This is a genomic window from Allobosea sp. TAF32, assembly GCF_052113585.1.
Taxonomy (GTDB): domain Bacteria; phylum Pseudomonadota; class Alphaproteobacteria; order Rhizobiales; family Beijerinckiaceae; genus Allobosea.
In genome coordinates this window covers 158,841-182,395 of sequence record NZ_JBFRDM010000002.1, presented here as the reverse complement: position 1 = coordinate 182,395, position 23,555 = coordinate 158,841, and the positions used below count along the sequence as shown (strand labels likewise).

The window sequence follows — 23,555 nt, the reverse complement described above, 5'->3', positions numbered from 1 at the left end:
ATTACACGAGGGGTGCGGCATTGCAATCCGCAATGCGCCCATCTACGGTTGGAGCACAAGAATAAGGTCCATATCATGGACTATCTGGAGGAGCGCTTGCCGCAGAATTCCGCGCCCGATGCCGGCCTGTCCGGCTCGCAGAGCGTCGACCGGGCGCTCGGGCTGCTCTCGCTGATCGGGCGGGAGCCGGCCGAAGGACTGCCGCTCGGCGAGATCGTTTCCGGCAGCGGGCTCAACAAACCGACGACGCGGCGGCTGCTGCTGGCGCTGATGCGGGCGGGGCTGGTCGAGCAGGAACCGCAGACACGGCGCTATTGCCTCGGCGAGGAGGCCTTCGTGCTCGGCGTGCTGGCGGCGCGGCGCCATGGCTTGCTCGAACTGGCGATGGAGGGCTTGCGTCGTTTGTCGGCGGAGACGCAGGACACGAGCTTCCTGACCGTTCGGCGCGAGAACTATGCGATCTGCCTGCATCGGGAGGAGGGGACCTATCCGGTGCGGACCCATGCGCTGCAGGCTGGCGACCAGCATCCGCTCGGTGTCGGCGCCGGCTCGCTCGCCATGCTGGCGGCGCTGCCCGACGACGATGTGGACCGGGTGATCGCCGCGAATGAAGCGGTACTATTGGCGCGCTATCCCGGATTCGCTCCGGACGCTCTGCGGGCCGACGTCATGGCGACGCGCGAACGCGGCTTTTCGCTCAATCAGGGTAAGGTCGTTGCGAGTTCGTGGGGCATCGGCCGGGCCTTCTGCTATCCAGACGGACGGATAGCGGGCGCGCTTTCCATCGCCGCGATCGATAGCAGGATGACACCGGCCCGACAGGCAGAGCTGGCGGTGCCGCTGGCTCGAGAAGCCGAGCGCATGGAAACGCTCCTGGCCGAGATGTTCATATCCAAGCGGGCCGGCAGGCCCATGGCGGCCACCGCGCCGCGATCCATCGAGACAGGGAGAGCCGCAAAATGAGCTCTGCAACAGCCGCCCCGACCGGGGGCGTCGTGCCGATGACGCGGCGGGTGATGAACCTCGCCCATATCGTGACGCAGAATGCGCGCCGCCTGGCAGGGCATCCCGCCTTCATCTGGGGCGACAGGACGCTGGACTGGGCCGAGATCGATGCGCAGGTTTCGGCGCTGGCGGCGGGGCTAGAGGCGCGCGGCATCGGCAAGGGCGACCGCGTGCTCGTCCATTCCAAGAACTGCGATGCGATGTTCGTCTCGATGTTCGCGACCTTCAGGCTCGGCGCCGTCTGGGTGCCCACCAATTTCCGCCTGCTGCCGGACGAGGTCGCCTATCTCGCCACGGCCTCGGGCGCGAAGGGCTTCCTCTGCCATGGCGACTTCCCGGAGCACGCGGCGGCCGTCGCGGCTGCGAAGCCCTCGCCCGAGTTCACATGGCGGATCGGGGAGGGGGCCTTCGGCGAGGACGACGTCGGCGCGGTCATCGCGCGCCATCGCGGCGAGAAGGTCGAGAACGCCGCGGTCGAGCATGACGATCCCTGCTGGTTCTTCTTCACCTCCGGCACGACCGGCCGTTCCAAGGCCGCGGTGCTGACCCATGGCCAGATGGGCTTCGTCATCACCAACCATCTCTGCGACCTCGTGCCGGGCTCGACCGAGAAGGATGCCTCGCTGGTGGTGGCGCCACTCTCGCATGGGGCGGGCGTGCACCAGCTGGTGATGTCGGCGCGCGGCGCGACCTCGATCCTGCTGTCGACCGAGCGCTTCGATATCGACGAGGCCTACCGGCTGATCGCCAAGCACCGCGTCAGCAACATCTTCACCGTGCCGACGATCCTGAAGATGCTGGTCGAGCATCCCGCCGCCGACAGCCATGATCATTCCAGCCTGCGCTACATCATCTATGCGGGCGCGCCGATGTATCGCGAGGACCAGAAGGCGGCGCTGAAAAAGCTCGGCAAGGTGATCGTGCAGTATTTCGGGCTGGGCGAGGTCACCGGCAACATCACCGTGCTGCCGCCGGCCCTGCATGAGCCGGAAGACGGGCCGCATGCGCGCATCGGCACCTGCGGCTTCGAGCGCACGGGCATGCAGGTGCAGATCCAGGACGAGGACGGGAAGGAAGTCGCTGCGGGCGTGCAGGGCGAGATCTGCGTGATCGGGCCGGCCGTCTTCGCCGGCTATTACGACAACCCGGAAGCCAATGCGAAGTCGTTCCGCAACGGCTGGTTCCGCACCGGCGATCTCGGCCATATGGACGCGCAAGGCTTCGTCTACATCACCGGCCGGGCCTCGGACATGTACATCTCGGGCGGCTCGAACATCTATCCGCGCGAGATCGAGGAGAAGATCCTGACGCATCCGGCGATCGCGGAGGTCGCCGTGCTCGGCGTGCCCGACCCGGTCTGGGGCGAGATCGGCATCGCGGTCTGCGTTGCCAGGCCGGGACAAAGCGCGACGGAAGCCGAGATCGCGGATTTCCTCGGGCCGAAGATCGCCCGCTACAAGATGCCCAAGCGCTTCCTGTTCTGGGAGGCCCTGCCGAAATCGGGTTACGGCAAGGTGCCCAAGCGCCTCGTCAAGGAGGAGTTGGAGAAGCGTGGCGAACTCGACTTCCTGAAGGGGAAGGCGTCGTGAGGCGCATCCAGCAGCCCGGCACCGGCACGCCCGAGCGCATCCAGTGGGTGGAATGCAACGGGCGTGCTTTTTCGCTGACGCTGCCCGCCGATGTGCCGTTGCTGGAGGCGGTCACGAACGGCTTCGCGGCAGAGGGTTTCGTCTCTGGCGTGGTGAAGCTCGACGGGCTCAGGCTCTTGCCCTTCGCCTATGTCATGCCGGCGCTGTCGAAGACGCCGGAGCATGCCGCTTTCTACAGCGACACCTTCCGCCCGGCGGGCGGCGCACGGCTCGATGTCGGCGCGATGACCTTCGGCCAGCGCGACGGGGCGCCGTTCTTCCATGCTCATGCCTTGTGGGTGGAGGGCGACGGCAAGCGCAGCGGCGGCCATATCCTGCCGGACGAGACGATTGTGGCCGAGACGATCACGGTGCAAGCGGTCGGTCTCGATGGTGCGGTTTTCACGGCCGAGCCCGACAGCGAGACCCATTTCAAGCTGTTCGGGCCGATGTCGGTGCCAGCGGGCGCGACGGAAGCAGGGCGCTTCTTCGCGCTGCGCGTGAAGCCGAATGTCGATTTCTGCGAAGCGCTTGAAGCGTTCTGCACCGAGCGCGGCATCCGCGAGGCGGCGATCCTTGGCGGGGTCGGCTCGACAATCGGAGCGCGGTTCGAGGGCGGCGGCGTAGTCGAGAATTTCGCCACCGAGGTTGCGATCACGGAAGGGCAGGTCGCAGATGGCGTCGACGGTTTGCGCGCGAAGATCGATGTCGCGCTGGTCGACTATAGCGGCGCGCTGGCAAGTGGGCGCCTGAAGCGCAGCGATAACCCGGTCCTGATGACCTTCGAGCTGGTGCTGGAGGCGCGGTAGCTCCTCGTCATTCTCGGGCGGAGCGTAGCGCAGACCCGAGAATCTTTTGTCGGAAGGGAGGCAGGGGTCCCTTTCTGCCTGAGATGCTCGGGGCAAGCCCGAGCATGACGGCGGGTTTCAACCACCCTGCTGCTTCTCGATTTCCCGATTGCGCAGATCCTTGCGCATGATCTTGCCGGTCGCGGTCAGCGGCAACTCCGTCACGAACTCGACCTCGCGCGGGTACTGATAGGCCGCCAGCCGGTCGCGCACGAAGGCCTGGATTTCGGCCGCCAGCGCCGGGGAAGGCGTAACTTCCGGCTTCGGCAGGACGAAGGCTTTGACGATCTCGGTGCGGACGGGATCGGGCACGCCGACGACCGCGACCATCAGCACGGAAGGGTGGCGGATGATGCAATCCTCGATGTCGCCCGGCCCGATGCGGTAGGAGCCCGAGGAGATGATGTCGTCGTCGCGGCCCTGGAACCAGAAGTAGCCGTCATCGTTGCGGGCGCCGGTGTCGCCGGTGACGAGCCAGTCGCCGATGAATTTCGCCGCGGTGGCCTCGGGCTGGTTCCAGTATTCCAGCATCATCACGGGATCGGGCCTGTTGACCGCGATCAGCCCCGGCTCGCCATCAGGCAGTTCCCGGCCTTCGGGCGAGATCACTGCGACGCGGTGACCGGGCACGGCGCGGCCCATCGAGCCCGGCTTCACCGGGTAGAGGCCTGCGCAGTTGGCGACGAGCAGGTTCGCTTCGGTCTGGCCGTAGAACTCGTTGACCGGGAAACCGAAGGTCTCGCGGCTCCAGTCGAGCATGTCGGCGCCGAGCGTTTCTCCGCCCGTGCCGATCGAGCGCATGGCGTAGCCGAAGCGCTGGGGATTGCCGACCTGCCGCATCAGCTTGAGCGCGGTCGGCGGCAGGAAGGCGTTGCGCACCTTGTGCCGCGCCATCAGCGCAAAGGCGGCCTCGGGGTCGAATTTGCGGGCGCGGGAGGCGAGCACCGGCACGCCGCAACAGAGGCTGGGCAGGAGCACATCGAGCAGGCCGCCGATCCAGGCCCAGTCGGCCGGCGTCCAGAACAGGTCGTGCGCCTGCGGGAAGAATTCCTGCGGCAATTGCACGCCCGGCAGATGGCCGAGCAGAACGCGATGCGCATGCAGCGCGCCCTTCGGCTTACCCGTCGTGCCGGAGGTGTAGATGATCACGGCCGGGTCGTCGGCGCGGGTGTCCGCGGCGACATAGCTGTCGGAGGCCTTGGCCATCTCCGCCTCGAAATCGAGATGTCCGGCGCCGCCGACGACGAAAATCCTGCGCAGGTTCGGCAGCGCGTCGCGGATGGCCTCGACCTTGCCGATGTTCTCGGCGTCGGTGACGAGCACGCTCGCGCCGCTATGGCCGAGACGGTGCTCCAGCGCCTCGGGCCCGAACTGGATGAAGAGCGGCAGCGCGATGGCACCGCGCTTGTAGGTGCCGAGATGGGCGATCGCGGTCTGCGGCGATTGCGGCAGCAGGATGCCGACGCGCTCGCCCGGCCCGATGTCGTGATGCGCGAGCATATTGGCGAAGCGGTTCGAGGCGCGAGCGAGATCGTCGAAGGAGAGCGTCGCGACCCGGCCAGCCTCTTCCTCGAAGATCAGCGCCGGACGGCCTGAGCCGTCGGCATGGGCGTCCGAGCAGGCGGTGCCGATGTTGAAGCGCTCCGGGATGCGCCAGACGAAGCGGCGCAGCGTGTCGTCATAGCTCGTGCCGCGTTCCAGCAAGGGGCGCGCTCCGGTGGTTCCATGCTTCTGCGTCGATCCTGCCCAGTCTGCAGGCGAGCTGGCAAGCCGGGTCAGCGCAGCTTACCGTCTGCGCAAAACCGCTTGGGGGAGAATTGCGATGAGCCGACCGATCTGGATCGAAGCTGCGATCAACGGGCCCTGGGGCAGGGAGCGCCAACCGGGCATCCCCATTGCCATTCCCGACATTGTCGCTGATGGCGTTGCCGCAGTCGAGGCGGGAGCGGCGATCGTCCACCTCCACGTCTACGACGTCGCCACCGGCCGGCAGCGCGACGACTGGCAGCTCTATGCACGGGCGATCGAGGGGATCCGCGCCAAGGTCGATGCCATCGTCTATCCGACCATTCCCATCCTCGGTTCCGGCTATGCCGGCGACATGCACGGCTCCGGGCGCTACACCCATCTCGAGGAGCTGGCGAAGCGTGGCCTCGTCGAATGGGGCGTGCTCGATCCCGGCTCCTGCAACTGGACGACCTTCGCCGGCATTCCGCAGGGCGAGGCCGGCTTCATCTACCAGAATCCCGGCGAGCATATCCGCGAGGGGATGGAGGTGGCGCAGCGCCACAAGGTCCACCCGAGCTATGCGATCTACGAGCCGGGCTTCACGCGACTGGGCGCGGCGCTCGCCAAGGCCTATCCGGGCATGCCCTGCCCGATCTACCGCCTGATGTTCTCGGACACTTTCGCCTGGGGCTTCCCTCCGCGCGAATGGGCGCTGGACGCGCATCTCAAGCTGTTGGCGGAGGATGCTCCCGACGCCCCGGTGATGATTGCCGGGCTCGGCGTCGATTTGTCGGAGCTGATCGCGCCCGCCGTTGCGCGCGGCGTCCATGTCCGCGGCGGGCTGGAGGATGCGCCCTTCGGCGAGACGCGCGGCAATGGGGCTGTGATCGCCGATCTCGTCCGCAAGGTCGAGGCGGCGGGAGGCCGTCCGGCAGGTGTTGCCGAGGTGCGTGCCGATCTCGCCGCGCGTGACGCGGTGGCCGGCACCTGATGGCCTCGATCGCTAAGCGGCGGTTTCGGTTTCGAGCCGGGCGCGCAGCTGATCGACGTCCGGGACGAACCACAGCGCTGGGCCGTCATTGGTCTCGCGCACGAAATCGCGCAGGGCGCCGCTGCCCTCGAGGGCAGCGCTGATATCGCCGACGATCGCGCAGCGCAGGCGATAATTCGCGAATTTCTGGAAGATCTCGCCACCGACGCGCGTGCGCAGGTTCAGCACGTCCGGGCCGAGCCGCTCCATGGGGATTGCGAGCAGGTCGGCGCTGACGGACCAGGCCTCGCCGATGAAGTCGTTGGAGTCGCCTGGGCTGGCCAGGAGCGGGCCAGTGCTGGCGAAGAGGAGGACGCGGGTGCCGCCGATTTCGATCAGTCTAGACATGGTTTCCTGCCTAATGGCGCCTGTTGCGGCTGACAAGCCGAGCTCTCCTCCGACCTACCGCCAAGCTGCCGCATTGGAATGACGGCAACGGCGTCTTAAATGCTGGGGATGACCGATCCGCGAAAGCGAGCCGATGTCCGAACGCGATAGCGAAGCCAATCGACTTTCCGCCCGTGCCGCGCGCTATGCCCGCGTCGGCGCCAATGTCGGCGGGGTGGCGGCGCGGATCGCCGGCGCCCGGCTCTTCGGCGTGGAGGGCCGCGATGCCTCGAATGCGGAGGCGTTGGCCAAGGCGCTCGGCGGGCTGAAGGGCCCGATCATGAAGGTGGCGCAGCTGATCGCCACCATCCCCGACGTCGTGCCACCGGAATATGCCGCCGAACTGCAGAAGCTGCAGTCGCAGGCGCCGCCGATGGGGGCGGCGTTCGTCAAGCGCCGGATGATGGCCGAGCTCGGCCCGCAATGGCGCGAGCGCTTCGGCGAGTTCGACCTGAAGCCGGCAGCGGCGGCGTCGCTTGGCCAGGTGCATCGCGCGACGACGCTGGGCGGCGCGCCGCTGGCCTGCAAGCTGCAATATCCCGACATGGAATCGGCCGTCGAGGCCGATATCGCGCAGCTTGAGGTGCTGTTCGCGCTGCACCGGCGCATGGGCGCGGTGATCGATACCAGCGAGATCGCCAAGGAAATCGGTGCCCGCGTCCGCGAGGAGCTCGACTATCGCCGCGAGGCCCGGCACATCGCGCTCTATCGGGCTATCCTCGCGGATACGCCGGAGGTGCGCGTTCCGGCGGTCGAGGCGGGGCTCTCGACCCGGCGCCTGCTGACCATGCACTGGCTCGACGGCAGCCCGATCCTCTCGCACAGGCAGGACGGGCAGGCGGCGCGCGACCGCATCTCGACGGCGATGTTCAAGGCCTGGTGGCGGCCCTTCAGCCATCACGGCGTGATCCATGGCGATCCGCATCTCGGGAACTACACGGTGTTCTCGGAGGCCGGCGAGCCTGATGGCATCAACCTGCTCGATTATGGCTGTATCCGCATCTTCCCGACGTCCTTCGTCGGCGGCGTGGTCGATCTCTATCAGGGGCTGCGCGACGGCGAGGAGGCGCGGGTCGTCCACGCCTATGAGACCTGGGGCTTCCAGGGGCTGACCAAGGATCTCGTCGACACGCTCAACATCTGGGCGCGCTTCATCTACGGGCCGCTGCTGGAAGACCGGACGCGGCGCATTGCGGAGGATGTCAGCCCGGCCGAATATGGCCGCAAGCAGGCCTTCCAGGTGCATCAGGCGCTGAAGCGGCGCGGGCCGGTGACGGTGCCGCGCGAGTTCGTCTTCATGGACCGCGCAGCGATCGGGCTCGGCGGCGTCTTCCTGCATCTCGACGCCGAGCTCAATTTCCACCGGCTGTTCGAGGCGGAGATCGAGCGATTTTCCGTGGAGCGCGTCACGGAGCGACAGGGGGCGGCACTTACGGCTGCGGGGCTTTCAGCGCCAAGCGCTTAGAGCGTGCTGGGCTGACGCGGAAACACGGCGTCGTCCCGGCTCTCCACTCGCTGCCGCCGGGATGACCCGCGCGGTTGCTTGCCTAGTCGGTACCTCCTAGCCCGGCTGTGTGCTCCGGGGGCGTTGGCTCAATCGCCGCCGCCACCGCCGTCCCCGCCGCCGTCGAACCAACCTGATCCTCCGTCGCCGCCAGCCGGGCCGGTGTCGCGACGCCAGGCCGCGATCTCTTCGTCGTCGCGCTTGGTCTGCCCGCGCGCCTCGGCAAACCAGCGCTTCGCCTTCTCGCGCAGGGCGGGGTCGAGCGCGGAGGGATCGTCCCGGTCGGCGACCTTCTGCGGATCCTTCACGACAAGAGTCTCCATCTCATTGCGGGGATTTTAGCCGACGCCGAAGGAATCGTCTCCGGCCCGGGCGAAACGATGTTAACGGCGACCATGCGCTGTGGCTGCCGGGGCATGTCATCAGCGGTTTAAATCGATTAAAATGAGTTGATCCGGTTGATATAGCCTGTTCTTGTGCAAGCGGCCCGCGCATTTCGCGTGAGCGGTGCGGTGCCGCGTTGCCCGTGCGTCGCGGGTGCGCTACAGGCATAAAGAGACTGTGTCTTTTTCAGGATCGAGACCATGGCCGACCACGCCCAGCATGCCGACATCCCCGCGATGGATTACGAGGAGCATGAGAGCACCTATACCGGCTTCGTGCACTTCGCCGAGGTCGGCACCGTCGCCTGCCTCGCGATCGTCGCGGCGCTCGCGGTCGGCGGCACCAAGCATGCCTGGGGCACCGCACTGATCGGTACGATTCTTGCGGTCATCGGCACCGGCATCGGCATTGCAGCTCCCTCGATCTCCTGGCGCGCACCGGTCGTCGCGCTGGTCCTGATGCTGCTCGCGCTCCTGCTGCTCTGACCGTCTTCCCATAACGCCGGAAAGGCCTGCCCCACCATGCGCATTGCTGTCCCAGCCGAAACGCAAGGGGCGGAAACCCGCGTCGCCGCGACGCCGGAGACCGTCCGCAAGTTCAAAGGCCTCGGCGCCGAGGTGGTGATCGAGGCGGGGGCGGGCAAAACCTCCGGCATCCTTGATGCGGAGTATGAGGCAGCGGGAGCGACCATCGCGAAGACGGCCAAGGAGGCGCTGAACGGCGCCGACATCGTGCTGAAGGTGCGGCGCCCATCCGAGGCCGAGATCGCCGGGCTGCCGGCGGGCGCGCTCGTCATCGCGACGATGGACCCCTACGGCAATGAGGCGCAGGTCGAGGCGCTGGCCAAGGCCAAGGTCGCTGCCTTCGCCATGGAGTTCATGCCGCGGATCACCCGCGCCCAGGTGATGGACGTGCTGTCGTCGCAGGCGAACCTTGCCGGCTATCGCGCCGTGATCGACGGCGCGGCAGAATATGGCCGGGCGCTGCCGATGATGATGACGGCGGCGGGCACCGTGCCGGCGGCGAAGATCTTCATTATGGGCGTCGGCGTCGCGGGCCTGCAGGCGATCGCGACCGCGCGCCGCCTCGGCGCCATCGTGACCGCCACCGACGTGCGCCCCGCGACCAAGGAACAGGTCGAATCGCTCGGCGCCAAGTTTCTCGCCGTCGAGGACGAGGAGTTCAAGCAGGCGCAGACTGCCGGCGGCTACGCCAAGGAGATGTCCAAGGAGTATCAGGCGAAGCAGGCTGAGCTGACCGCCAGCCACATCGCCAAGCAGGACATCGTCATCACCACTGCGCTGATCCCGGGCCGCCCGGCGCCCAAGCTGATCTCGGCGGCGATGGTCGAGAGCATGAAGCCCGGGTCCGTGATCGTCGACCTCGCGGTCGAGCGCGGCGGCAATTGCGAGCTGGCCAAGCCCGGCGAGGTCGTGACGACGGAGAACGGCGTCAAGATCGTCGGCCACCTCAACGTTCCCGGACGCCTGCCGGCCACGTCGTCCTCGCTCTATGCCAAGAACCTCTTCGCTTTTGTCGAGACGCTGATCGACAAGGCCGAGAAGAAGCTCGCGGTGAACTGGGACGACGAGCTGGTGAAAGCAACCGCCCTGACGAAGGACGGCGCCGTCATCCATCCGAATTTCGCGCCGAAGGCCTGAGCGAAGGAATTCCGACCATGGCAACTCCCTCTCCCGAGCAGGCTCTTGAACAGGCGCGCAACGCGGCCGCTCTCGCCAAACAGGCGGCCGAGCTTGCAGAGCGCTATGCCGACCAGGCCGCCGCCGCCGCCAGCATCGCGACGGGCGGCGTCGATCCGACGGTGTTCCGCCTCGCCATCTTCGTGCTCGCCGTCTTCGTCGGCTACTACGTCGTCTGGTCGGTGACGCCGGCGCTGCACACGCCGCTGATGTCGGTCACCAACGCGATCTCCTCGGTCATCGTCGTTGGCGCCCTGCTGGCGGTCGGCGTCTCGGCGGCGGATGCGCTGGGAGACGGGCCGATCTGGGCCAAGCTCTTCGGCTTCATCGCGCTGATCCTGGCCTCGGTGAACATCTTCGGCGGCTTCCTCGTCACCGAGCGCATGCTCGCGATGTACAAGAAGAAGGGCTGACGCATGACTGCGAACCTCTCGGCCCTGCTCTACGTCGTCTCCGGCGTCCTCTTCATCATGGCCCTGCGCGGCCTGTCGCACCCGACGACCTCGCGCCAGGGCAACCGCTACGGCATGATCGGCATGGCCATCGCCATCGTCACGACCGTGCTGTTCTTCCCGCCTGCCGGCTTCTCCGGCTGGCTGCTGGTTGTCGTCGGCATCGCCATCGGCGGCGGCGTCGGCGCCTATATGGCGAAGCGCGTGCAGATGACGCAGATGCCGCAGCTCGTCGCCTTCTTCCACTCGCTGGTCGGCCTCGCCGCGGTGCTGGTGGCGGCGGCGGCGCTCTATGCGCCGGACGCCTTCGGCATCGGCCGCGCCGGCGCGATCCATGGCTCGAGCCTGTTCGAGATGGCACTCGGCGTCGCGATCGGCGCGATCACTTTCACTGGCTCGATCATCGCCTTCCTCAAGCTCGACGGGCGCATGAGCGGCAAGCCGATCATGCTGCCGCAGCGCCACGGCATCAATATCGGCCTCGGCATCGCGCTGGTGGTGCTGCTCGCGGTCTTCATCAAGAGCGAGAGCCACGCGGTCTTCTGGCTGATCGTCGTGGTTTCGCTGGCGCTCGGCATCCTGCTGATCATCCCGATCGGCGGCGCCGACATGCCGGTCGTCGTCTCGATGCTGAACTCCTATTCCGGCTGGGCAGCTGCCGGCATCGGCTTCACGCTCGGCAACATGGCGCTGATCATCACCGGCGCGCTGGTCGGCTCGTCCGGCGCGATCCTGTCCTACATCATGTGCAAGGCGATGAACCGGAGCTTCATCTCGGTCATCCTCGGCGGTTTCGGCGGCGACGACGCCGCGGCCGGCGCCGGCGGCGCAGTCGAGGCGCGTCCGGTGAAGCAGGGCTCGGCCGACGACGCTGCCTACATCATGAAGAACGCCGGCAAGGTCATCATCGTGCCGGGCTACGGCATGGCGGTGGCGCAGGCTCAGCACACGCTGCGCGAGATGGCCGATCTGCTCAAGAAGGAAGGCGTCGAGGTCAAATACGCCATCCATCCGGTCGCAGGCCGCATGCCCGGCCACATGAACGTGCTGCTGGCCGAGGCGAACGTGCCTTATGACGAGGTCTTCGAGCTCGAGGACATCAACTCGGAATTCGGCCAGGCCGACGTCGCCTTCGTCATCGGCGCCAATGACGTAACCAATCCCGCCGCCAAGACCGACAAGGCCTCACCGATCTACGGCATGCCGATCCTCGACGTCGAGAAGGCCAAGACCGTGCTCTTCATCAAGCGTGGCATGGCGGCTGGCTATGCCGGCGTCGAGAACGAGCTGTTCTTCCGGCCCAACACGATGATGCTGTTCGGTGACGCCAAGAAGGTCACCGATGAGATCGTGAAGGCGCTGGCGCACTGAGATCAGGCGCCGCCGTCATCGGATTGCTGCAAAGGGCCGGCTTCATCGCCGGCCCTTTCGCTTTTCGCGGCCTGCCTCGTGATGCTCCTGCGGCTTGTGAAGTTCATCCTCGGCCTCGGCCTCGCCGGCTATCTCGGACTGCTTGGCTTGCTCTATGTCCAGCAGCGCGAGCTGATGTATCCGCGCGACCCCGTGCCGATGGACATCACCTCGGCCGGACTCGTCGCGGCTGAGGCGGCGACCATCGCGACGGCCGATGGCGAGCGGCTGATCGCCTGGATCGTGCCGCCGCGGGCCGGCAAGCCGGTCCTGCTCTACTTCCACGGCAATGCCGGCAACCTCGCACGGGCTGGCCGGGTGGCGCGCTTCCGGGCGCTGACGGAGGATGGCACCGGACTCTTTGCAGTGAGCTATCGCGGCTATGGCGGCTCGACCGGCAGCCCGAGCGAAGACGGTTTGCTGCAGGATGCAAGGGCAGCCTATGGCGCAGCCGCAGACCGTTTCGGCACGGCGCGGCTCGTCGGCTACGGCGAGTCGCTGGGGAGCGGCGTGGTGCTGAAATTGGCGGCGGAGGTGCCGCTCAGTGCCATCGTGCTGGAGGCACCCTATCTCTCGACCGCCGCCGTCGCGCAGGAGCGCTATCCCTACGCCCCGGTCGGATCGTTCATGAAGGACCAATTCCGCTCGGACGAGGTCATAGGGCGGATCAAAGTGCCGCTGCTCATCATGCATGGCGAGCGGGACAAGATCATTCCCTTCACCCAGGGAAGGGCACTTTATGAACTCGCCAACCCGCCAAAGCGCTTCCTGCGCTTTCCCGATGGCGGGCACCAGGATCTGGCGCAATACGGCTCGCTTGCCGAGGTGCGACGCTTCCTCGCCGATGTCGCGGAAGGCAGGCTGAGTGGAGCTGAAACACGGACCGTGGGCGAGCCGGCCACGAAGGCCGGCTCCGCGCCGTGATCAGCTGCGGAAGAAGCCACCGCCGCCGAGACGGGACTGACCTGCGCGAGCCTGGGCGTTGTTGCCGTCGAGGCTGAGCGCACGCTGATAGGCCTCGGAGGCCTCGGTCTTCTTGCCGAGCTTCTCGAAGGCGAAACCGCGTCCGGCCCAGGCATCGGCATTGCGATTGTCGACATTGAGCGCGGCAGTGAAATCCTCCAGCGCGGCGTCGTATTTGCCGAGCGCGTTCAGGCTCTGGCCGCGGGCGATATAGGGCGGCGCGGTGTAGGGGTTCCGATCGATCACCGCATCGAAATCGGTGACCGCGTGCTGGTGCTGGCCTTCCTTCTGGTAGACGAGCCCGCGGGCGTGGAAGGCTTCGGCCGCTTCCGGATTGAGGCGGATCGCGGTGTTCAGGTCGGCGATGGCCTGCTGGCTGTTGCCCTGCTGGCGCAGCAGGTTGGCGCGGGCGACATAGGCCGGCCCATAATTCGGATTGGCGGTGGTGGCGCGGTTGAAATCGGCCAGCGCGGCGTCGTTGCGGCCGCTCTGGCGCAGCGCGAGGCCGCGATTGGTATAGGCGGAGGCGAGGTTTGGATCGAGCTGGACCGCCTTGGTGAAGTCCCCGATCGCGTCCGAGAAGCGGCCGACGCGGGCATAGGCCGCACCGCGAAGATTGTAGGCGCCGGGATCGTTAGGATTGCGGCTGATAACCTCTGTCAGCGAGCCGATATTGACGTTGGCATCGGCGGTATCGCGCGTGTCGAGCTCCGCGATAGCGGGCTGCGAGGAGAGGCCGGAAACGGTGTCGCATCCTGCGAGCGCAAGCGCCATGCCGGCTGCTGCCAGCCAATATCTGCCTCGGGTCATGCTCTGCCTCTTTGGTTCCGTGCTTCGCCTGCCGCGCGGCCTCCGCGCGGAAGGCTCATCCGGCACGAGGCCGGACACGGCGTCTCTGCGCTCCCCAACCGACAGCGCCTCGCGGAAGAGAACGCCTGAAACCCGCCAAAACTTGGTTAACGTGGCTGAAAAGCAAGAGCGCCCGGAGGGGGCTCCAGGCGCGTTTCACTATCGGCCCTGCGTCCTGGACGGCGCAATGGCCGCCCGGGAACCGATCAGGGGCGCTTCGGCTTCACCGGCGCGGGCAGGAGGCCTTCGCGCTGCAGCTTCTTGCGGACGAGCTTGCGGGCGCGGCGGACGGCCTCGGCCTTCTCACGCGCCTTCTTCTCGGAGGGCTTCTCGTAGTGACCGCGGAGCTTCATCTCACGGAAGATACCTTCGCGCTGCATCTTCTTCTTGAGAGCGCGGAGAGCCTGATCGACATTGTTGTCGCGAACGAGAACCTGCACGTGAAACGTCCGTCCTTAGCGGGTTGATCCAAAAATGAGGGCCGGCGACGGCACGAGGCGCATCGCTCGAAGTTTTGTGCCGATAGCAGAATTCATTTCGCCTGTCCACGCTCCAAACCCCTGAAAATCGGGGTTCGCGGAGGTTTAAGACCGGCGCTGCGCCGAATGCCTAGACACCGTTGCCGGTGATGCGCGTGACATGGCCCATCTTGCGGCCGGGGCGGGCGTCGCGCTTGCCGTAAAGATGCAGATGAGCGCCGGGCTCGGCGAGGATTTCGCGCCAGCGCAGCGCGGCATCCCCGATGAGATTCTCCATCTCGACATGGCCACGGCGGGTGGCAGAGCCGAGCGGAAAGCCGCAGACGGCGCGGACATGCTGGTGAAACTGCGATGTCTCAGCGCCTTCGCTGGTCCAGTGCCCGGAGTTGTGGACGCGCGGGGCGATCTCGTTGACGACGACGCGCTCGGTGTCGCCTTCCTGCAGCACGAACATCTCGACGGCGAAGACGCCGACATAGCCCAGGGCCTCGCCGATGCGGCGTGCGGCATCGATGGCGGCGTCGGAAACTCCGGCGGAGAGATTCGCGGGGACGCGGGTGAAGGCGAGGATGTGGTCCCGGTGCTCGTTCTCGCAAACGTCGAAGGCGGCGAAGGCGCCGTCGAGGCCGCGGGCCGCGACAACCGAGACCTCGCGGACGAAGGGCACGAAGCCTTCCAGGATCGCGGGAAAGCGGCCGATCGCTTCGTGGGCCTCGCCGAGATCGCTGCCGGGCGCGATCTTGACCTGGCCCTTGCCGTCATAGCCGAAACGCCGGGTCTTGAGCACGCAGGGGCGCCCGAGCTCGGCGGCGGCAGCTTCCAGATCGGCCAGCGAATCGACGGCACGGAAGGGCGCGACGGGCAGGCCGAGATCCGCGACGAAGCTCTTCTCGGTAAGGCGGTCCTGCGTCACTGCGAGCGCGCGGGCGCCGGGATGCAGCGGGGTGCGGCCGGCGAGGAAGGCGGCGGTCGCGGCGGGAACGTTCTCGAACTCGTAAGTCACGACGTCAACCGCGGCGGCAAAGGCGGCGAGCGCGGCCTCGTCCTCATATTCGGCGACGGTGTGGCGGGCGGCGACGTCGAAAGCCGGGTTGTCCGTCTCCGGTGCGAAGATGTGGGAGCGGATGCCGAGATCGGCCGCGGCAAGCGCCATCATGCGGGCGAGCTGGCCGCCGCCGAGGATGCCGAGCATGGCACCCGGCGCAAGGCCGGTGGGAACGGGCGGGCTCATGCGTCCTCGCTGCTGGGGCGCTCGGCGATGGCGGCGCTCTGGCGGGCGCGATAGGCATCCAGCCGCTCGGCCAGCTTCGCGTCCGAAAGCGCGAGCACGGCAGCGGCGAGCAGGGCGGCATTGACGGCGCCGGCCCGGCCGATGGCGAGCGTGCCGACCGGGATGCCCGCCGGCATCTGCACGATGGAGAGCAGGCTGTCCTGCCCCGAGAGCGCCTTGGATTCGACGGGGACGCCGAAGACCGGCAGCGGCGTCAGCGACGCCGTCATGCCCGGCAGATGGGCGGCCCCGCCGGCACCGGCGATCACCACCTTGAAACCCTCGGCCTTGGCGCTCTTGGCGAAGGCGAACAGACGTTCCGGCGTGCGATGAGCCGAGACGATGCGGGCGTCATAGGGAATGGCGAGCGCGTCGAGCGCTTCCGCGGCATGGCGCATCGTCGCCCAGTCGGACTGGCTGCCCATGATGATGGCGACGGGAGGGTTGGTCTCGGCCATGGAATGCGCTCAAGGCTCCGCTTACGGAAGCGCGCGATCTAGACCGTCCGGCGCCCGGTAAGCAAGGGCGAATCGGGCCTGCGCTGCCGGAAAAGGCATCGCGTCAGGCGATGATATCGGGCGTCAGCGCGTCCTCGATCTGAGCGATGCGGTCCTTCAGGTAAAGCTTGCGCTTCTTCAGCCGCTGCACCTGGATCTGATTGACCGAACCGACCCGCTCCAGCGCATCGATCGCGCTGTCGAGATCGCGGTGCTCCTCGCGCAGCCGCGCCAGCTCCGCGGTGAAGGTCTCGACCTCTTCCGGGCTGAGCTCGAATCCCATGGCCATCTCATCATCGCCGCACTTGGGCGCGACTATGCCTTCGCCGCAGCGCGCCCTGCAAGAGCGCGCGCTGCGGCACGAAGGCCGGAAGGTCGTCCTATTCACGGCTTTCCGAGAAGGAGCAGGCAAGGATCACAGAATCTCATGAATGCCGTGTGACATCCCAGGGAAGACGTGAAGCCGGCTCTATGTAAGATTGAGACGTCAACCGCTCATCAGGAGGATCCAGATGTCGTTGCAAACCCGTCTTGCGGAACTTGAGCGCAAGCACCGTCAGCTCGAAGATGCGATCGCGCAGGCCGTGTTGAGCCCGTCCTCAAGCGACCTCAGCGTTGCCGAGCTGAAGCGGAAGAAGTTGCAACTGAAGGATGAGATCGAGCGCGTAAGGCAGACGATGCCGGTGCGCACCTTGCATTGAGGCCAGAGCGGGCGAGCCAGCCCGCCAAGGATTCGACGATTCCAGAGTTCGACGATGCGGATGAGCCGGCCCCCGAAAGGGGCCGGTTTTTTTGTCGATGCCGTCCTCGCACAGGGTCGTCAACAGGATGACGCAATCGCGCCGGAACATCTTGCTCAGTCAGCCGTTGAGGCCGGGCGTTCGTGCAAAGGGGAGGTAGCCTTGGGCATCGTCTGGACCATCATCATCGGCTTCATTGCCGGCGTCGTCGCCAAGTTCATCATGCCGGGATCGAACGAGCCTTCCGGGTTCGTGCTGACCACGATCCTCGGCATCGTCGGCGCCATCGTGGCGACCTATCTCGGCCAAGCGCTCGGCTGGTACGCGCCGGGCCAAGGCGCGGGGCTGATCGGCGCCGTCGTCGGCGCGATCGTCGTGCTCGTCATCTGGGGCGCCCTATCCGGCCGCAATCGTGCGGTCTGATCCACGCGTGCCTATTCCAGGTCAGAGGAGTGATTGCCGTGAGTGACGACAACAGCAGCAGCGGCTTCCCGTCCATGACCGCCTTGCTCGGTCTTCTGGCCGTGGCGGGCTTCCAGAACCGCGACAAGATCGCCGAGTGGCTCGGCGGTCGCGGCCAGCCCGAGCCGGGACAGATTCCCTCGCCCGTGCCGCAACAAGGGCAGGCGCAGGCACAGCCGCAGGAGGGCGGCGGACTTCTCGGAGGCCTCGGCGGCTTGCTCGGGGCGGGCGGTGTCGGCGCGGTGCTCAACAACGGCCTGGGCGAACTGGTCGACCGCTTCAACCAGTCGGGGCAGGGCCAGAAGGCCGATTCCTGGGTGAGCCAGGGGCCGAACGAGCAGGTTGCGCCGAATGAGCTGGAACAGGCTCTCGGCCCGCAGGTCATCGACGCGATCGCCCGCCAGACCGGGCTGTCGCGCGACGATCTGCTGGCACGCTTGTCAAAGATCCTGCCGGAAGCAGTCGATCGCTACACCCCGGATGGCCGCCTGGGCCGAGGCTGACGCCGACCTACGGCGCGGGCCGGTCAGAGCGCCCGCGCCATTTCGCGAAGCCGGAATTTCTGGATCTTGCCGGTCGAGGTCTTCGGGACCTCGGCGAAAACGATCGTGCGCGGGCATTTGAACGAGGCGAGGTGCTCCTTGCACCAGGCGATGATCTCGGCCTCGGTCGCGGTCTGGCCCGGCTTCAGCTCGATGAAAGCGCAGGGCGTCTCGCCCCATTTCTCGTCCGGCTTGGCCACCACGGCCGCGGCCTGCACGGCCGGGTGCTTGTAGAGCGCGTCCTCGACCTCGATCGAGGAGATGTTTTCGCCGCCCGAGATGATGATGTCCTTGGAGCGGTCCTTGAGCTGGATGTAGCCGTCGGGATAACGCACGCCGAGGTCGCCGGTGTGGAACCAGCCCCCGGTGAAGGCGGCCCCGGTCGATTTCGAGTTCTTGAGATAGCCCTTCATCACGACATTGCCGCGCATCATCACCTCGCCGAGCGTCTGGCCGTCACACGGGACGGGCTGCATCGTCTCGGGATCGAGCACGTCGAGCCCTTCCAGCGCGGGGTAGCGCACGCCCTGGCGCGCCTTCTTGGCAGCCTGATCGGCGGGGGAGAGCGCGTCCCAGTCGTCATTCCAGTCGTTGACGACGGAGGGGCCGTAGCACTCGGTCAGCCCATAGAGATGCGTTACCTCGAATCCGGCCTGCTTCATCCCGGCGAGCACAGCCTCGGGTGGCGGCGCTGCGGCGGTGAAGAAGGACACCGTTTGCGGGAAGTCGCGGCGCTCTTCAGGCGTGGCATTGAGCAGTGCCGACATCACGATCGGCGCGCCGCAGAGATGGGTGACGCCATGGTCGGCAAGCGCATCGTACATCGCCTTGGCGCGGACCTGCCTCAGGCAGACATGGGTGCCCGCGACGATCGAGATCGTCCAGGGGAAGCACCAGCCGTTGCAGTGGAACATCGGCAGCGTCCAGAGATAGACCGGATGCCGGCCCATATTGCCGGTGATGACGTTGGAGGTCGCGAGCAGGTTGGCGCCGCGGTGGTGATAGACCACGCCTTTCGGGTCGCCGGTGGTGCCGGATGTGTAATTGAGCGCGATGGCGTCCCATTCGTCTGATGGCATCTGCCAGGCGAAATCCGGGTCGCCGCCTGCGACGAAATCCTCGTACTCCACGCTGCCCAGCCGTTCGCCGGGGCCGTCATAGACCGGGTCGTCATAGTCGATGACCAGCGGCTTCGCCTCGCAGAGCGCGAGCGCCTCCTTGATCGTTTTCGAGAACTCGCGGTCGCAGATCAGCACCTTGGCCTCGCCATGGTCGAGCGAGAAGGCGATGATCGCGGCGTCGAGCCTTGTGTTCAGCGTGTTGAGCACGGCGCCGGCCATCGGCACGCCGTAATGGCATTCGAGCATGGCCGGCGTGTTCGGCAGCATCGCCGCGACGGTATCATTCTTGCCGATGCCATGCTTCGCCAGCGCGGAGGCAAGCCGGCGCGAGCGGGCATAGAACTCGGCATAGGAACGGCGCAGCGGGCCGTGGATGATCGCGGTGCGGCCCGGGAAGACCGCAGCGGCGCGCTCAAGAAAAGGAAGCGGCGTGAGCGGCTGGAAATTCGCCGGGTTGCGGTCGAGATCGGTGTCATAGGCCGAACGGGTCATCGGAAAACCTTCCACGCAAGCGCGCCAGACTTAGCGGCTAGAGCGCCTTTGCGTAATCCATCCCTTTTTCCGATGCGGCGCAATCGCGCGGATCGGGGCGGCACGTTGCAAGCCCTCGTCCTTCGAGACGCAGGCTGCGCTTGCTCCTCTGGATGAGGGCTTACGTGGAATCAGCCGAGAAGGTGCAGATCGCGCACGCCGTCGAAGACCAGCTTCGCGCCAACGAGCAGCAGCAGCCAGTAGACGATGCCGTAGAAGCGCTCGGCCGGAACCCGCCGGACCAGCCAGACCCCGGCAAAGGTCGCCGCGATGGCGAAAGGCAGCAGCTCGGAGGCCATGAGGTTCTGGCTGCTGAGCTGACCGAGCGCGAGATAGGGGATGATCCCAGTTCATCGCGGCGAAGAAGATCGCGCCGGTACCGACGAAGACGGCGGGCGGGAGCTTCTGCGGCATGACGTAGATCTGGAAGGGCGGGCCGCCGGCATGGGCGACCATGCTGGTGAAGCCGCAGAGGAAGCCCCAGATGCCGCCCGCGCTCCAATTCGCCTTGGTCGCAGCGGCGGGCTTCTTGCCGTCGCTCAGCATGCGGCGCAACGCGAATCCGACCGAGATCAGCCCGACGGCGAGAACGACGGCCGCGTCCGAGACCTTCGCCGCCAGCAGATAGCCGAGGAGGATGCCCAGCAGCGCTCCGGGCGCCAGGGTTGCAAGATTGCGGCGGTCGAAGTCCCGCCGGAAGGACCAGACCGAGACCACGTCCTGCGCGATCAGTAGTGGCAGCATGATCGCGGCTGCCGTCACCGGCGAGACGACCAGGGCCATCAGCGGCAGGGAAAGCAGGCCGAGCCCGGAAAAGCCGCCCTTCGCCAGCCCCGTCAAGACGACGGCCGGCACCATGGCGGCGAAGAAGATGAGGTCGAAGGACATGGGGTGACGCTGCGCCGCAGAGCCGAGAGGTGCAGAATGGGATGGGCGAAAGTCTTAAGTTTGCGCGCTTGCGCTGTCGGAGGGGAGTGCGCAGGATTCCCTGCAAAACCGCCCCGCCATCGCCGGCTCGCTGTGGGGCTTTAGGATGAAACCCGGCGCAGAGGAACGCTTCCGATGAATGGCTCCCATGCGGCACCCGCCCGCCCCACTGAGGGCTATCGCGAGACCTATGCAAGTTGGCAGGCCGATCCGGATGCCTATTGGCTCGAGATCGCTGAGGGTATCGACTGGATCAAGCCGCCGCAGAAGGCATTCGACGCCTCGGCCGGCATCTATGGCCGCTGGTTCCCGGACGCGACCTGCAACACCTGCTTCAACGCGCTGGATCGGCATGTGCGCGACGGGCGCGGCGACCAGGTCGCGCTGATCTACGACAGCCCGGTGACCGGGACGAAGGCCAAGTACACCTATGCCCAGATGCTGGAGGAGGTCGCGACGCTCGCGGCCGTGCTGCAGGATCTCGGCGTCGCCAAGGGCGATCGCGTCCTCATCTATATGCCGATGGTGCCGGAGGCGGCCTTCGCCATGCTGGCCTGCGCCCGCATCGGGGCGGTGCATTCGGTGGTGTTCGGCGGTTTCGCCGCCAAGGAACTCGCGACGCGCATCGACGACGCCGAGCCCAAAGTGATCCTGACCGCGACGTGCGGCATCGAGCCGACGCGCGTGGTCGAATACAAGCCGCTGCTCGACGGCGCGATCGAGATGGCCCGGCACAAGCCGCAGACCTGCGTCGTGCTGCAGCGGCCGCAGGCCGACGCCTCGATGCATGCGACGCGCGACAAGAACTGGCGCACGCTGGTGGCGGCGGCGAAGGCAGCCGGGCTCAAGGCCGATTGCGTCGAGGTTGCCGCGACCGACCCGCTCTATGTCCTCTACACCTCCGGCACGACCGGCCGGCCGAAGGGCGTCGTGCGCGACAATGGCGGGCACATGGTGGTGCTCAAGGCGACAATGGATCAGTTCTTCGACGTGAAGGCCGGCGAGGTGATGTTCACCGCCTCCGATGTCGGCTGGGTCGTGGGCCACTGCTATATCGTCTATGGGCCGCTGATCCAGGGCGCGACCAGTGTGCTCTACGAGGGCAAGCCGGTCGGCACGCCCGATCCCGGCGCCTTCTGGCGGGTGATCGCCGAGCATGGCGTCAAGGTGCTGTTCACCGCGCCGACCGCCTTCCGCGCCATCCGCAAGGAGGACCCCCAGGGCAAGTACCTCGCCGGCCATGACCTGTCGCGGTTCAGGGCGCTCTTCCTCGCCGGCGAGCGAGCCGACCCCGAGACGCTGAAATGGGCCGAGGAACTGCTGAAGGTGCCGGTGATCGACCATTGGTGGCAGACCGAGAGCGGCTCGCCCATCGTCGGCGATCCGATGGGCCTCGGCCTGCTGCCGGTGAAGCACGGCTCGCCGACGGTTCCGCTGCCGGGCTGGGAGGTGCAATGCCTCGATGAGGCCGGCCACCCGGTGAAACCGGGCACGATGGGCGCGATCGTGCTGAAGCTGCCGCTGCCGCCCGGCGCGCTGCCGACGCTGTGGAATGACGACGAGCGCTTCAAGCAGGCATATCTGACGGCCTATCCGGGTTACTACAACACCTCGGATGCCGGTTTCATCGACGAGGACGGTTATGTCTTCATCATGGGGCGCACCGACGACATCATCAACGTCGCCGGCCACCGGCTCTCAACCGGGGGAATGGAGGAGGTGCTGGCGGCGCATCCGGCCGTGGCGGAATGCGCGGTGGTCGGCATTCGCGACGCGCTCAAGGGCGAGCAGCCCTGCGGCTTCGTCGTGCTGAAGGCGGGCGTGAGCCAGTCGCCGGCCGAGGTCGAGAAGGAGCTGGTCGCGCTGGTGCGCGAGCGCATCGGGCCGGTGGCGGCCTTCAAGCTCGCGGTGACGGTGAACCGGCTGCCGAAGACGCGTTCCGGCAAGATCCTGCGGGCGACGATGAAGAAGATCGCCGACGGCGAAGATTATGCCGTGCCGGCGACGATCGAGGACGCAGGGGTGCTCGACGAGATCGGCGTGGTCCTGAAGGGCAGGGGGATCGGGTAGGCGATTCCTATCGGCGCCACCACGTCATGCTCGCCCTTGTGGCGAGCATCCATGTCTTGAACACGATCTTCTACCAGCGAAGACGTGGATGGTCGGGACAAGCCCGACCATGACGGTTGGAACCGAGCCTAAGCTCAGCCCTCGTCGTCCTCATCAGCCGGGCGCTTGAGCTGCTTCAGCTTGGCGAAGACGGAATCGACGTCGATCGCCGCCTCTTCCTCGCGCTTCGGCCGGCTCATATCGGCGAAGGGCTGGCTTTCGCTGCGCGCGGGCGCCGGAGCCGTGGTCTCTTCGGCGGACAGCAGGGTCGAGCCGGCTTCGGCCAGCGCGGCCGGACGGTCCTTGGCGGCGCGGGCAACCTCGAAGTCCAGGTCGATCTGCGAGCACAGGCCAAGGCTGACCGGGTCGATCGGGGTGAGCTGCTGGGCGTTCCAGTGCGTGCGGTCGCGGATCTGCGCAATGGTCGACTTGGTCGTGCCGATCAGGCGGATGACCTGCGCGTCCTTGAGCTCGGGATGGTTGCGCAGCAGCCAGAGGATGGCGTTCGGGCGATCCTGGCGCTTCGAGACCGGGGTGTAGCGCGGGCCCTTGGTGCGCTTGATCTCCGGCACCTTCACCTTGCGCTCGGCGAGACGCAGATGATGGTTCGGGTTCTTGGCGGCGCGCTCCAGCTCCTCGCGGGTGAGCTGGCCGGAGGTGATGGGATCGAGGCCCTTGATGCCGGCCGCAACCTCGCCATCGGCGATGCCGCGCACCTCGAGCGGATGCAGCTTGCAGAACTCGGCGATCTGCTCGAACGTCAGAGAGGTGTTCTCGACCAGCCAGACCGCAGTGGCTTTGGGCATCAGCGGGGTTTGTGACACGGGGCGTCTCCTGGAAGGCCTTCGCGCCCGATCGGGCTCGTCAAGGCAGGGTCGCGGACAAAAGCTCTCATGCGCCGACCGGCCTCCTCGGCCGGCCATCCAAATCATCGACGATGAGCAGGATGGCGCGCCTTATAGGCGAGGGCGTGGCCAGTGTCCATGGAT

General features: G+C 66.9%; 25 protein-coding genes. 14 read left to right on the top strand and 11 right to left on the bottom strand.

Features of this window, described 5'->3' with window-relative positions:
* The first annotated feature begins 75 nt into the window (after window positions 1-75).
* The 3 genes from AB4Z16_RS05455 to AB4Z16_RS05445 are packed head-to-tail and all read left to right on the top strand — an operon-like array spanning window position 76 to window position 3,442.
* Window positions 76-963, top strand: a complete 888-nt coding sequence (locus tag AB4Z16_RS05455; RefSeq protein ID WP_441510326.1) for an IclR family transcriptional regulator — start codon at window positions 76-78, stop codon at window positions 961-963.
* The gene (locus AB4Z16_RS05450) at window positions 960-2,594 is read left to right on the top strand and encodes an acyl-CoA synthetase (RefSeq protein WP_441510325.1); all 1,635 of its coding nucleotides are present in this window, start codon (window positions 960-962) and stop codon (window positions 2,592-2,594) included. Before AB4Z16_RS05455 ends, AB4Z16_RS05450 begins: the two co-directional genes overlap by 4 nt.
* Window positions 2,591-3,442, top strand: a complete 852-nt coding sequence (locus AB4Z16_RS05445) for a PCC domain-containing protein (RefSeq protein WP_441510324.1) — start codon at window positions 2,591-2,593, stop codon at window positions 3,440-3,442. The genes AB4Z16_RS05450 and AB4Z16_RS05445 overlap by 4 nt, the downstream gene beginning before the upstream one ends.
* Window positions 3,443-3,559: 117 nt before the next feature.
* Here AB4Z16_RS05445 and AB4Z16_RS05440 read toward each other — a convergent pair whose 3' ends face one another.
* On the bottom strand, window positions 3,560-5,185 hold the full coding sequence (locus tag AB4Z16_RS05440; protein WP_441510323.1) for an acyl-CoA synthetase: 1,626 nt from the start codon (window positions 5,183-5,185) through the stop codon (window positions 3,560-3,562).
* Between the two features lie 118 nt (window positions 5,186-5,303).
* On the opposite strand from AB4Z16_RS05440, the gene AB4Z16_RS05435 reads away from it, so the two are divergent.
* Complete coding sequence (locus AB4Z16_RS05435) at window positions 5,304-6,200, top strand: beta-keto acid cleavage family enzyme (protein ID WP_441510322.1); 897 nt, start codon at window positions 5,304-5,306, stop codon at window positions 6,198-6,200.
* Between the two features lie 12 nt (window positions 6,201-6,212).
* Here the strand turns inward: AB4Z16_RS05435 and AB4Z16_RS05430 are convergent, their stop codons facing one another.
* Window positions 6,213-6,587 (bottom strand): DUF4180 domain-containing protein, encoded by a 375-nt coding sequence (locus tag AB4Z16_RS05430; protein ID WP_441510321.1) that lies wholly within the window; start codon window positions 6,585-6,587, stop codon window positions 6,213-6,215.
* A gap of 133 nt (window positions 6,588-6,720) precedes the next feature.
* On the opposite strand from AB4Z16_RS05430, the gene AB4Z16_RS05425 reads away from it, so the two are divergent.
* Complete coding sequence (locus AB4Z16_RS05425; protein ID WP_441510320.1) at window positions 6,721-8,091, top strand: ABC1 kinase family protein; 1,371 nt, start codon at window positions 6,721-6,723, stop codon at window positions 8,089-8,091.
* A gap of 128 nt (window positions 8,092-8,219) precedes the next feature.
* Here the strand turns inward: AB4Z16_RS05425 and AB4Z16_RS05420 are convergent, their stop codons facing one another.
* Window positions 8,220-8,438 carry a hypothetical protein gene (locus tag AB4Z16_RS05420; protein ID WP_441510319.1) on the bottom strand — a complete coding sequence of 73 codons (219 nt, stop codon included), beginning with the start codon at window positions 8,436-8,438 and terminating at the stop codon, window positions 8,220-8,222.
* Window positions 8,439-8,714: 276 nt separating this feature from the next.
* Between AB4Z16_RS05420 and AB4Z16_RS05415 the strand changes: the two genes are divergently transcribed.
* From AB4Z16_RS05415 to AB4Z16_RS05395, 5 genes are all read left to right on the top strand, one after another.
* Entirely contained in the window at window positions 8,715-8,999 is a 285-nt protein-coding gene (locus AB4Z16_RS05415; protein ID WP_441510318.1) for an aa3-type cytochrome c oxidase subunit IV, read from the top strand.
* A gap of 36 nt (window positions 9,000-9,035) precedes the next feature.
* A complete protein-coding gene (locus AB4Z16_RS05410) occupies window positions 9,036-10,175 on the top strand; it encodes a Re/Si-specific NAD(P)(+) transhydrogenase subunit alpha (protein ID WP_441510317.1) in 1,140 nt (379 codons plus the stop codon).
* Window positions 10,176-10,192: 17 nt separating this feature from the next.
* Window positions 10,193-10,627 carry an NAD(P) transhydrogenase subunit alpha part 2 gene (locus AB4Z16_RS05405; RefSeq protein ID WP_441472943.1) on the top strand — a complete coding sequence of 145 codons (435 nt, stop codon included), beginning with the start codon at window positions 10,193-10,195 and terminating at the stop codon, window positions 10,625-10,627.
* A gap of 3 nt (window positions 10,628-10,630) precedes the next feature.
* The gene (locus AB4Z16_RS05400) at window positions 10,631-12,037 is read left to right on the top strand and encodes an NAD(P)(+) transhydrogenase (Re/Si-specific) subunit beta (RefSeq protein WP_441510316.1); all 1,407 of its coding nucleotides are present in this window, start codon (window positions 10,631-10,633) and stop codon (window positions 12,035-12,037) included.
* 81 nt (window positions 12,038-12,118) lie between these two features.
* Complete coding sequence (locus tag AB4Z16_RS05395) at window positions 12,119-13,000, top strand: alpha/beta hydrolase (RefSeq protein WP_441510315.1); 882 nt, start codon at window positions 12,119-12,121, stop codon at window positions 12,998-13,000.
* On the opposite strand, the gene AB4Z16_RS05390 is transcribed toward AB4Z16_RS05395, so the two are convergent.
* From AB4Z16_RS05390 to AB4Z16_RS05370, 5 genes are all read right to left on the bottom strand, one after another.
* Window positions 13,001-13,849, bottom strand: a complete 849-nt coding sequence (locus tag AB4Z16_RS05390) for a tetratricopeptide repeat protein (protein ID WP_441510314.1) — start codon at window positions 13,847-13,849, stop codon at window positions 13,001-13,003. It lies immediately after the preceding gene.
* Window positions 13,850-14,094: 245 nt separating this feature from the next.
* A complete protein-coding gene (gene rpsU / locus AB4Z16_RS05385; protein ID WP_038359685.1) occupies window positions 14,095-14,328 on the bottom strand; it encodes a 30S ribosomal protein S21 in 234 nt (77 codons plus the stop codon).
* Window positions 14,329-14,497: 169 nt separating this feature from the next.
* The gene (locus tag AB4Z16_RS05380) at window positions 14,498-15,598 is read right to left on the bottom strand and encodes a 5-(carboxyamino)imidazole ribonucleotide synthase (RefSeq protein ID WP_441510313.1); all 1,101 of its coding nucleotides are present in this window, start codon (window positions 15,596-15,598) and stop codon (window positions 14,498-14,500) included.
* Window positions 15,595-16,095 (bottom strand): 5-(carboxyamino)imidazole ribonucleotide mutase, encoded by a 501-nt coding sequence (gene purE / locus AB4Z16_RS05375; protein WP_441510312.1) that lies wholly within the window; start codon window positions 16,093-16,095, stop codon window positions 15,595-15,597. The genes AB4Z16_RS05380 and purE overlap by 4 nt, the downstream gene beginning before the upstream one ends.
* 103 nt (window positions 16,096-16,198) lie before the next feature.
* Complete coding sequence (locus AB4Z16_RS05370) at window positions 16,199-16,417, bottom strand: YdcH family protein (RefSeq protein ID WP_441510311.1); 219 nt, start codon at window positions 16,415-16,417, stop codon at window positions 16,199-16,201.
* A gap of 229 nt (window positions 16,418-16,646) precedes the next feature.
* Between AB4Z16_RS05370 and AB4Z16_RS05365 the strand changes: the two genes are divergently transcribed.
* From AB4Z16_RS05365 to AB4Z16_RS05355, 3 genes are all read left to right on the top strand, one after another.
* Window positions 16,647-16,835 carry a YdcH family protein gene (locus AB4Z16_RS05365; protein ID WP_441472935.1) on the top strand — a complete coding sequence of 63 codons (189 nt, stop codon included), beginning with the start codon at window positions 16,647-16,649 and terminating at the stop codon, window positions 16,833-16,835.
* Window positions 16,836-17,036: 201 nt separating this feature from the next.
* Window positions 17,037-17,297: a GlsB/YeaQ/YmgE family stress response membrane protein gene (locus AB4Z16_RS05360; protein ID WP_441472934.1), complete on the top strand. Its 261-nt coding sequence runs from the start codon at window positions 17,037-17,039 to the stop codon at window positions 17,295-17,297.
* A 74-nt stretch (window positions 17,298-17,371) separates the two neighbouring features.
* Window positions 17,372-17,839, top strand: coding sequence for a YidB family protein (locus tag AB4Z16_RS05355; RefSeq protein ID WP_441510709.1), 468 nt, complete (start codon window positions 17,372-17,374; stop codon window positions 17,837-17,839).
* A 23-nt stretch (window positions 17,840-17,862) separates the two neighbouring features.
* On the opposite strand, the gene AB4Z16_RS05350 is transcribed toward AB4Z16_RS05355, so the two are convergent.
* Complete coding sequence (locus AB4Z16_RS05350) at window positions 17,863-19,491, bottom strand: acyl-CoA synthetase (RefSeq protein ID WP_441510310.1); 1,629 nt, start codon at window positions 19,489-19,491, stop codon at window positions 17,863-17,865.
* Between the two features lie 30 nt (window positions 19,492-19,521).
* Window positions 19,522-20,418 carry a TSUP family transporter gene (locus AB4Z16_RS05345; RefSeq protein ID WP_441510309.1) on the bottom strand — a complete coding sequence of 299 codons (897 nt, stop codon included), beginning with the start codon at window positions 20,416-20,418 and terminating at the stop codon, window positions 19,522-19,524.
* Between the two features lie 174 nt (window positions 20,419-20,592).
* On the opposite strand from AB4Z16_RS05345, the gene AB4Z16_RS05340 reads away from it, so the two are divergent.
* Entirely contained in the window at window positions 20,593-22,527 is a 1,935-nt protein-coding gene (locus AB4Z16_RS05340; RefSeq protein ID WP_441510308.1) for a propionyl-CoA synthetase, read from the top strand.
* Window positions 22,528-22,661: 134 nt separating this feature from the next.
* Here AB4Z16_RS05340 and AB4Z16_RS05335 read toward each other — a convergent pair whose 3' ends face one another.
* On the bottom strand, window positions 22,662-23,390 hold the full coding sequence (locus tag AB4Z16_RS05335; protein ID WP_441510307.1) for a DUF1013 domain-containing protein: 729 nt from the start codon (window positions 23,388-23,390) through the stop codon (window positions 22,662-22,664).
* Between the last annotated feature and the right edge of the window lie 165 nt (window positions 23,391-23,555).

Coding starts and splice junctions, on each gene's coding strand:
- AB4Z16_RS05455 (WP_441510326.1), top strand. CDS start 76: ATGGACTATCTGGAGGAGCGCTTGCCGCAGAATTCCGCGCCCGATGCC.
- AB4Z16_RS05450 (WP_441510325.1), top strand. CDS start 960: ATGAGCTCTGCAACAGCCGCCCCGACCGGGGGCGTCGTGCCGATGACG.
- AB4Z16_RS05435 (WP_441510322.1), top strand. CDS start 5,304: ATGAGCCGACCGATCTGGATCGAAGCTGCGATCAACGGGCCCTGGGGC.
- AB4Z16_RS05430 (WP_441510321.1), bottom strand. CDS start 6,587: ATGTCTAGACTGATCGAAATCGGCGGCACCCGCGTCCTCCTCTTCGCC.
- AB4Z16_RS05425 (WP_441510320.1), top strand. CDS start 6,721: ATGTCCGAACGCGATAGCGAAGCCAATCGACTTTCCGCCCGTGCCGCG.
- AB4Z16_RS05415 (WP_441510318.1), top strand. CDS start 8,715: ATGGCCGACCACGCCCAGCATGCCGACATCCCCGCGATGGATTACGAG.
- AB4Z16_RS05410 (WP_441510317.1), top strand. CDS start 9,036: ATGCGCATTGCTGTCCCAGCCGAAACGCAAGGGGCGGAAACCCGCGTC.
- AB4Z16_RS05405 (WP_441472943.1), top strand. CDS start 10,193: ATGGCAACTCCCTCTCCCGAGCAGGCTCTTGAACAGGCGCGCAACGCG.
- AB4Z16_RS05400 (WP_441510316.1), top strand. CDS start 10,631: ATGACTGCGAACCTCTCGGCCCTGCTCTACGTCGTCTCCGGCGTCCTC.
- AB4Z16_RS05395 (WP_441510315.1), top strand. CDS start 12,119: ATGCTCCTGCGGCTTGTGAAGTTCATCCTCGGCCTCGGCCTCGCCGGC.
- AB4Z16_RS05390 (WP_441510314.1), bottom strand. CDS start 13,849: ATGACCCGAGGCAGATATTGGCTGGCAGCAGCCGGCATGGCGCTTGCG.
- AB4Z16_RS05380 (WP_441510313.1), bottom strand. CDS start 15,598: ATGAGCCCGCCCGTTCCCACCGGCCTTGCGCCGGGTGCCATGCTCGGC.
- purE (WP_441510312.1), bottom strand. CDS start 16,095: ATGGCCGAGACCAACCCTCCCGTCGCCATCATCATGGGCAGCCAGTCC.
- AB4Z16_RS05370 (WP_441510311.1), bottom strand. CDS start 16,417: ATGGGATTCGAGCTCAGCCCGGAAGAGGTCGAGACCTTCACCGCGGAG.
- AB4Z16_RS05365 (WP_441472935.1), top strand. CDS start 16,647: ATGTCGTTGCAAACCCGTCTTGCGGAACTTGAGCGCAAGCACCGTCAG.
- AB4Z16_RS05355 (WP_441510709.1), top strand. CDS start 17,372: ATGACCGCCTTGCTCGGTCTTCTGGCCGTGGCGGGCTTCCAGAACCGC.
- AB4Z16_RS05350 (WP_441510310.1), bottom strand. CDS start 19,491: ATGACCCGTTCGGCCTATGACACCGATCTCGACCGCAACCCGGCGAAT.
- AB4Z16_RS05345 (WP_441510309.1), bottom strand. CDS start 20,418: ATGTCCTTCGACCTCATCTTCTTCGCCGCCATGGTGCCGGCCGTCGTC.
- AB4Z16_RS05340 (WP_441510308.1), top strand. CDS start 20,593: ATGAATGGCTCCCATGCGGCACCCGCCCGCCCCACTGAGGGCTATCGC.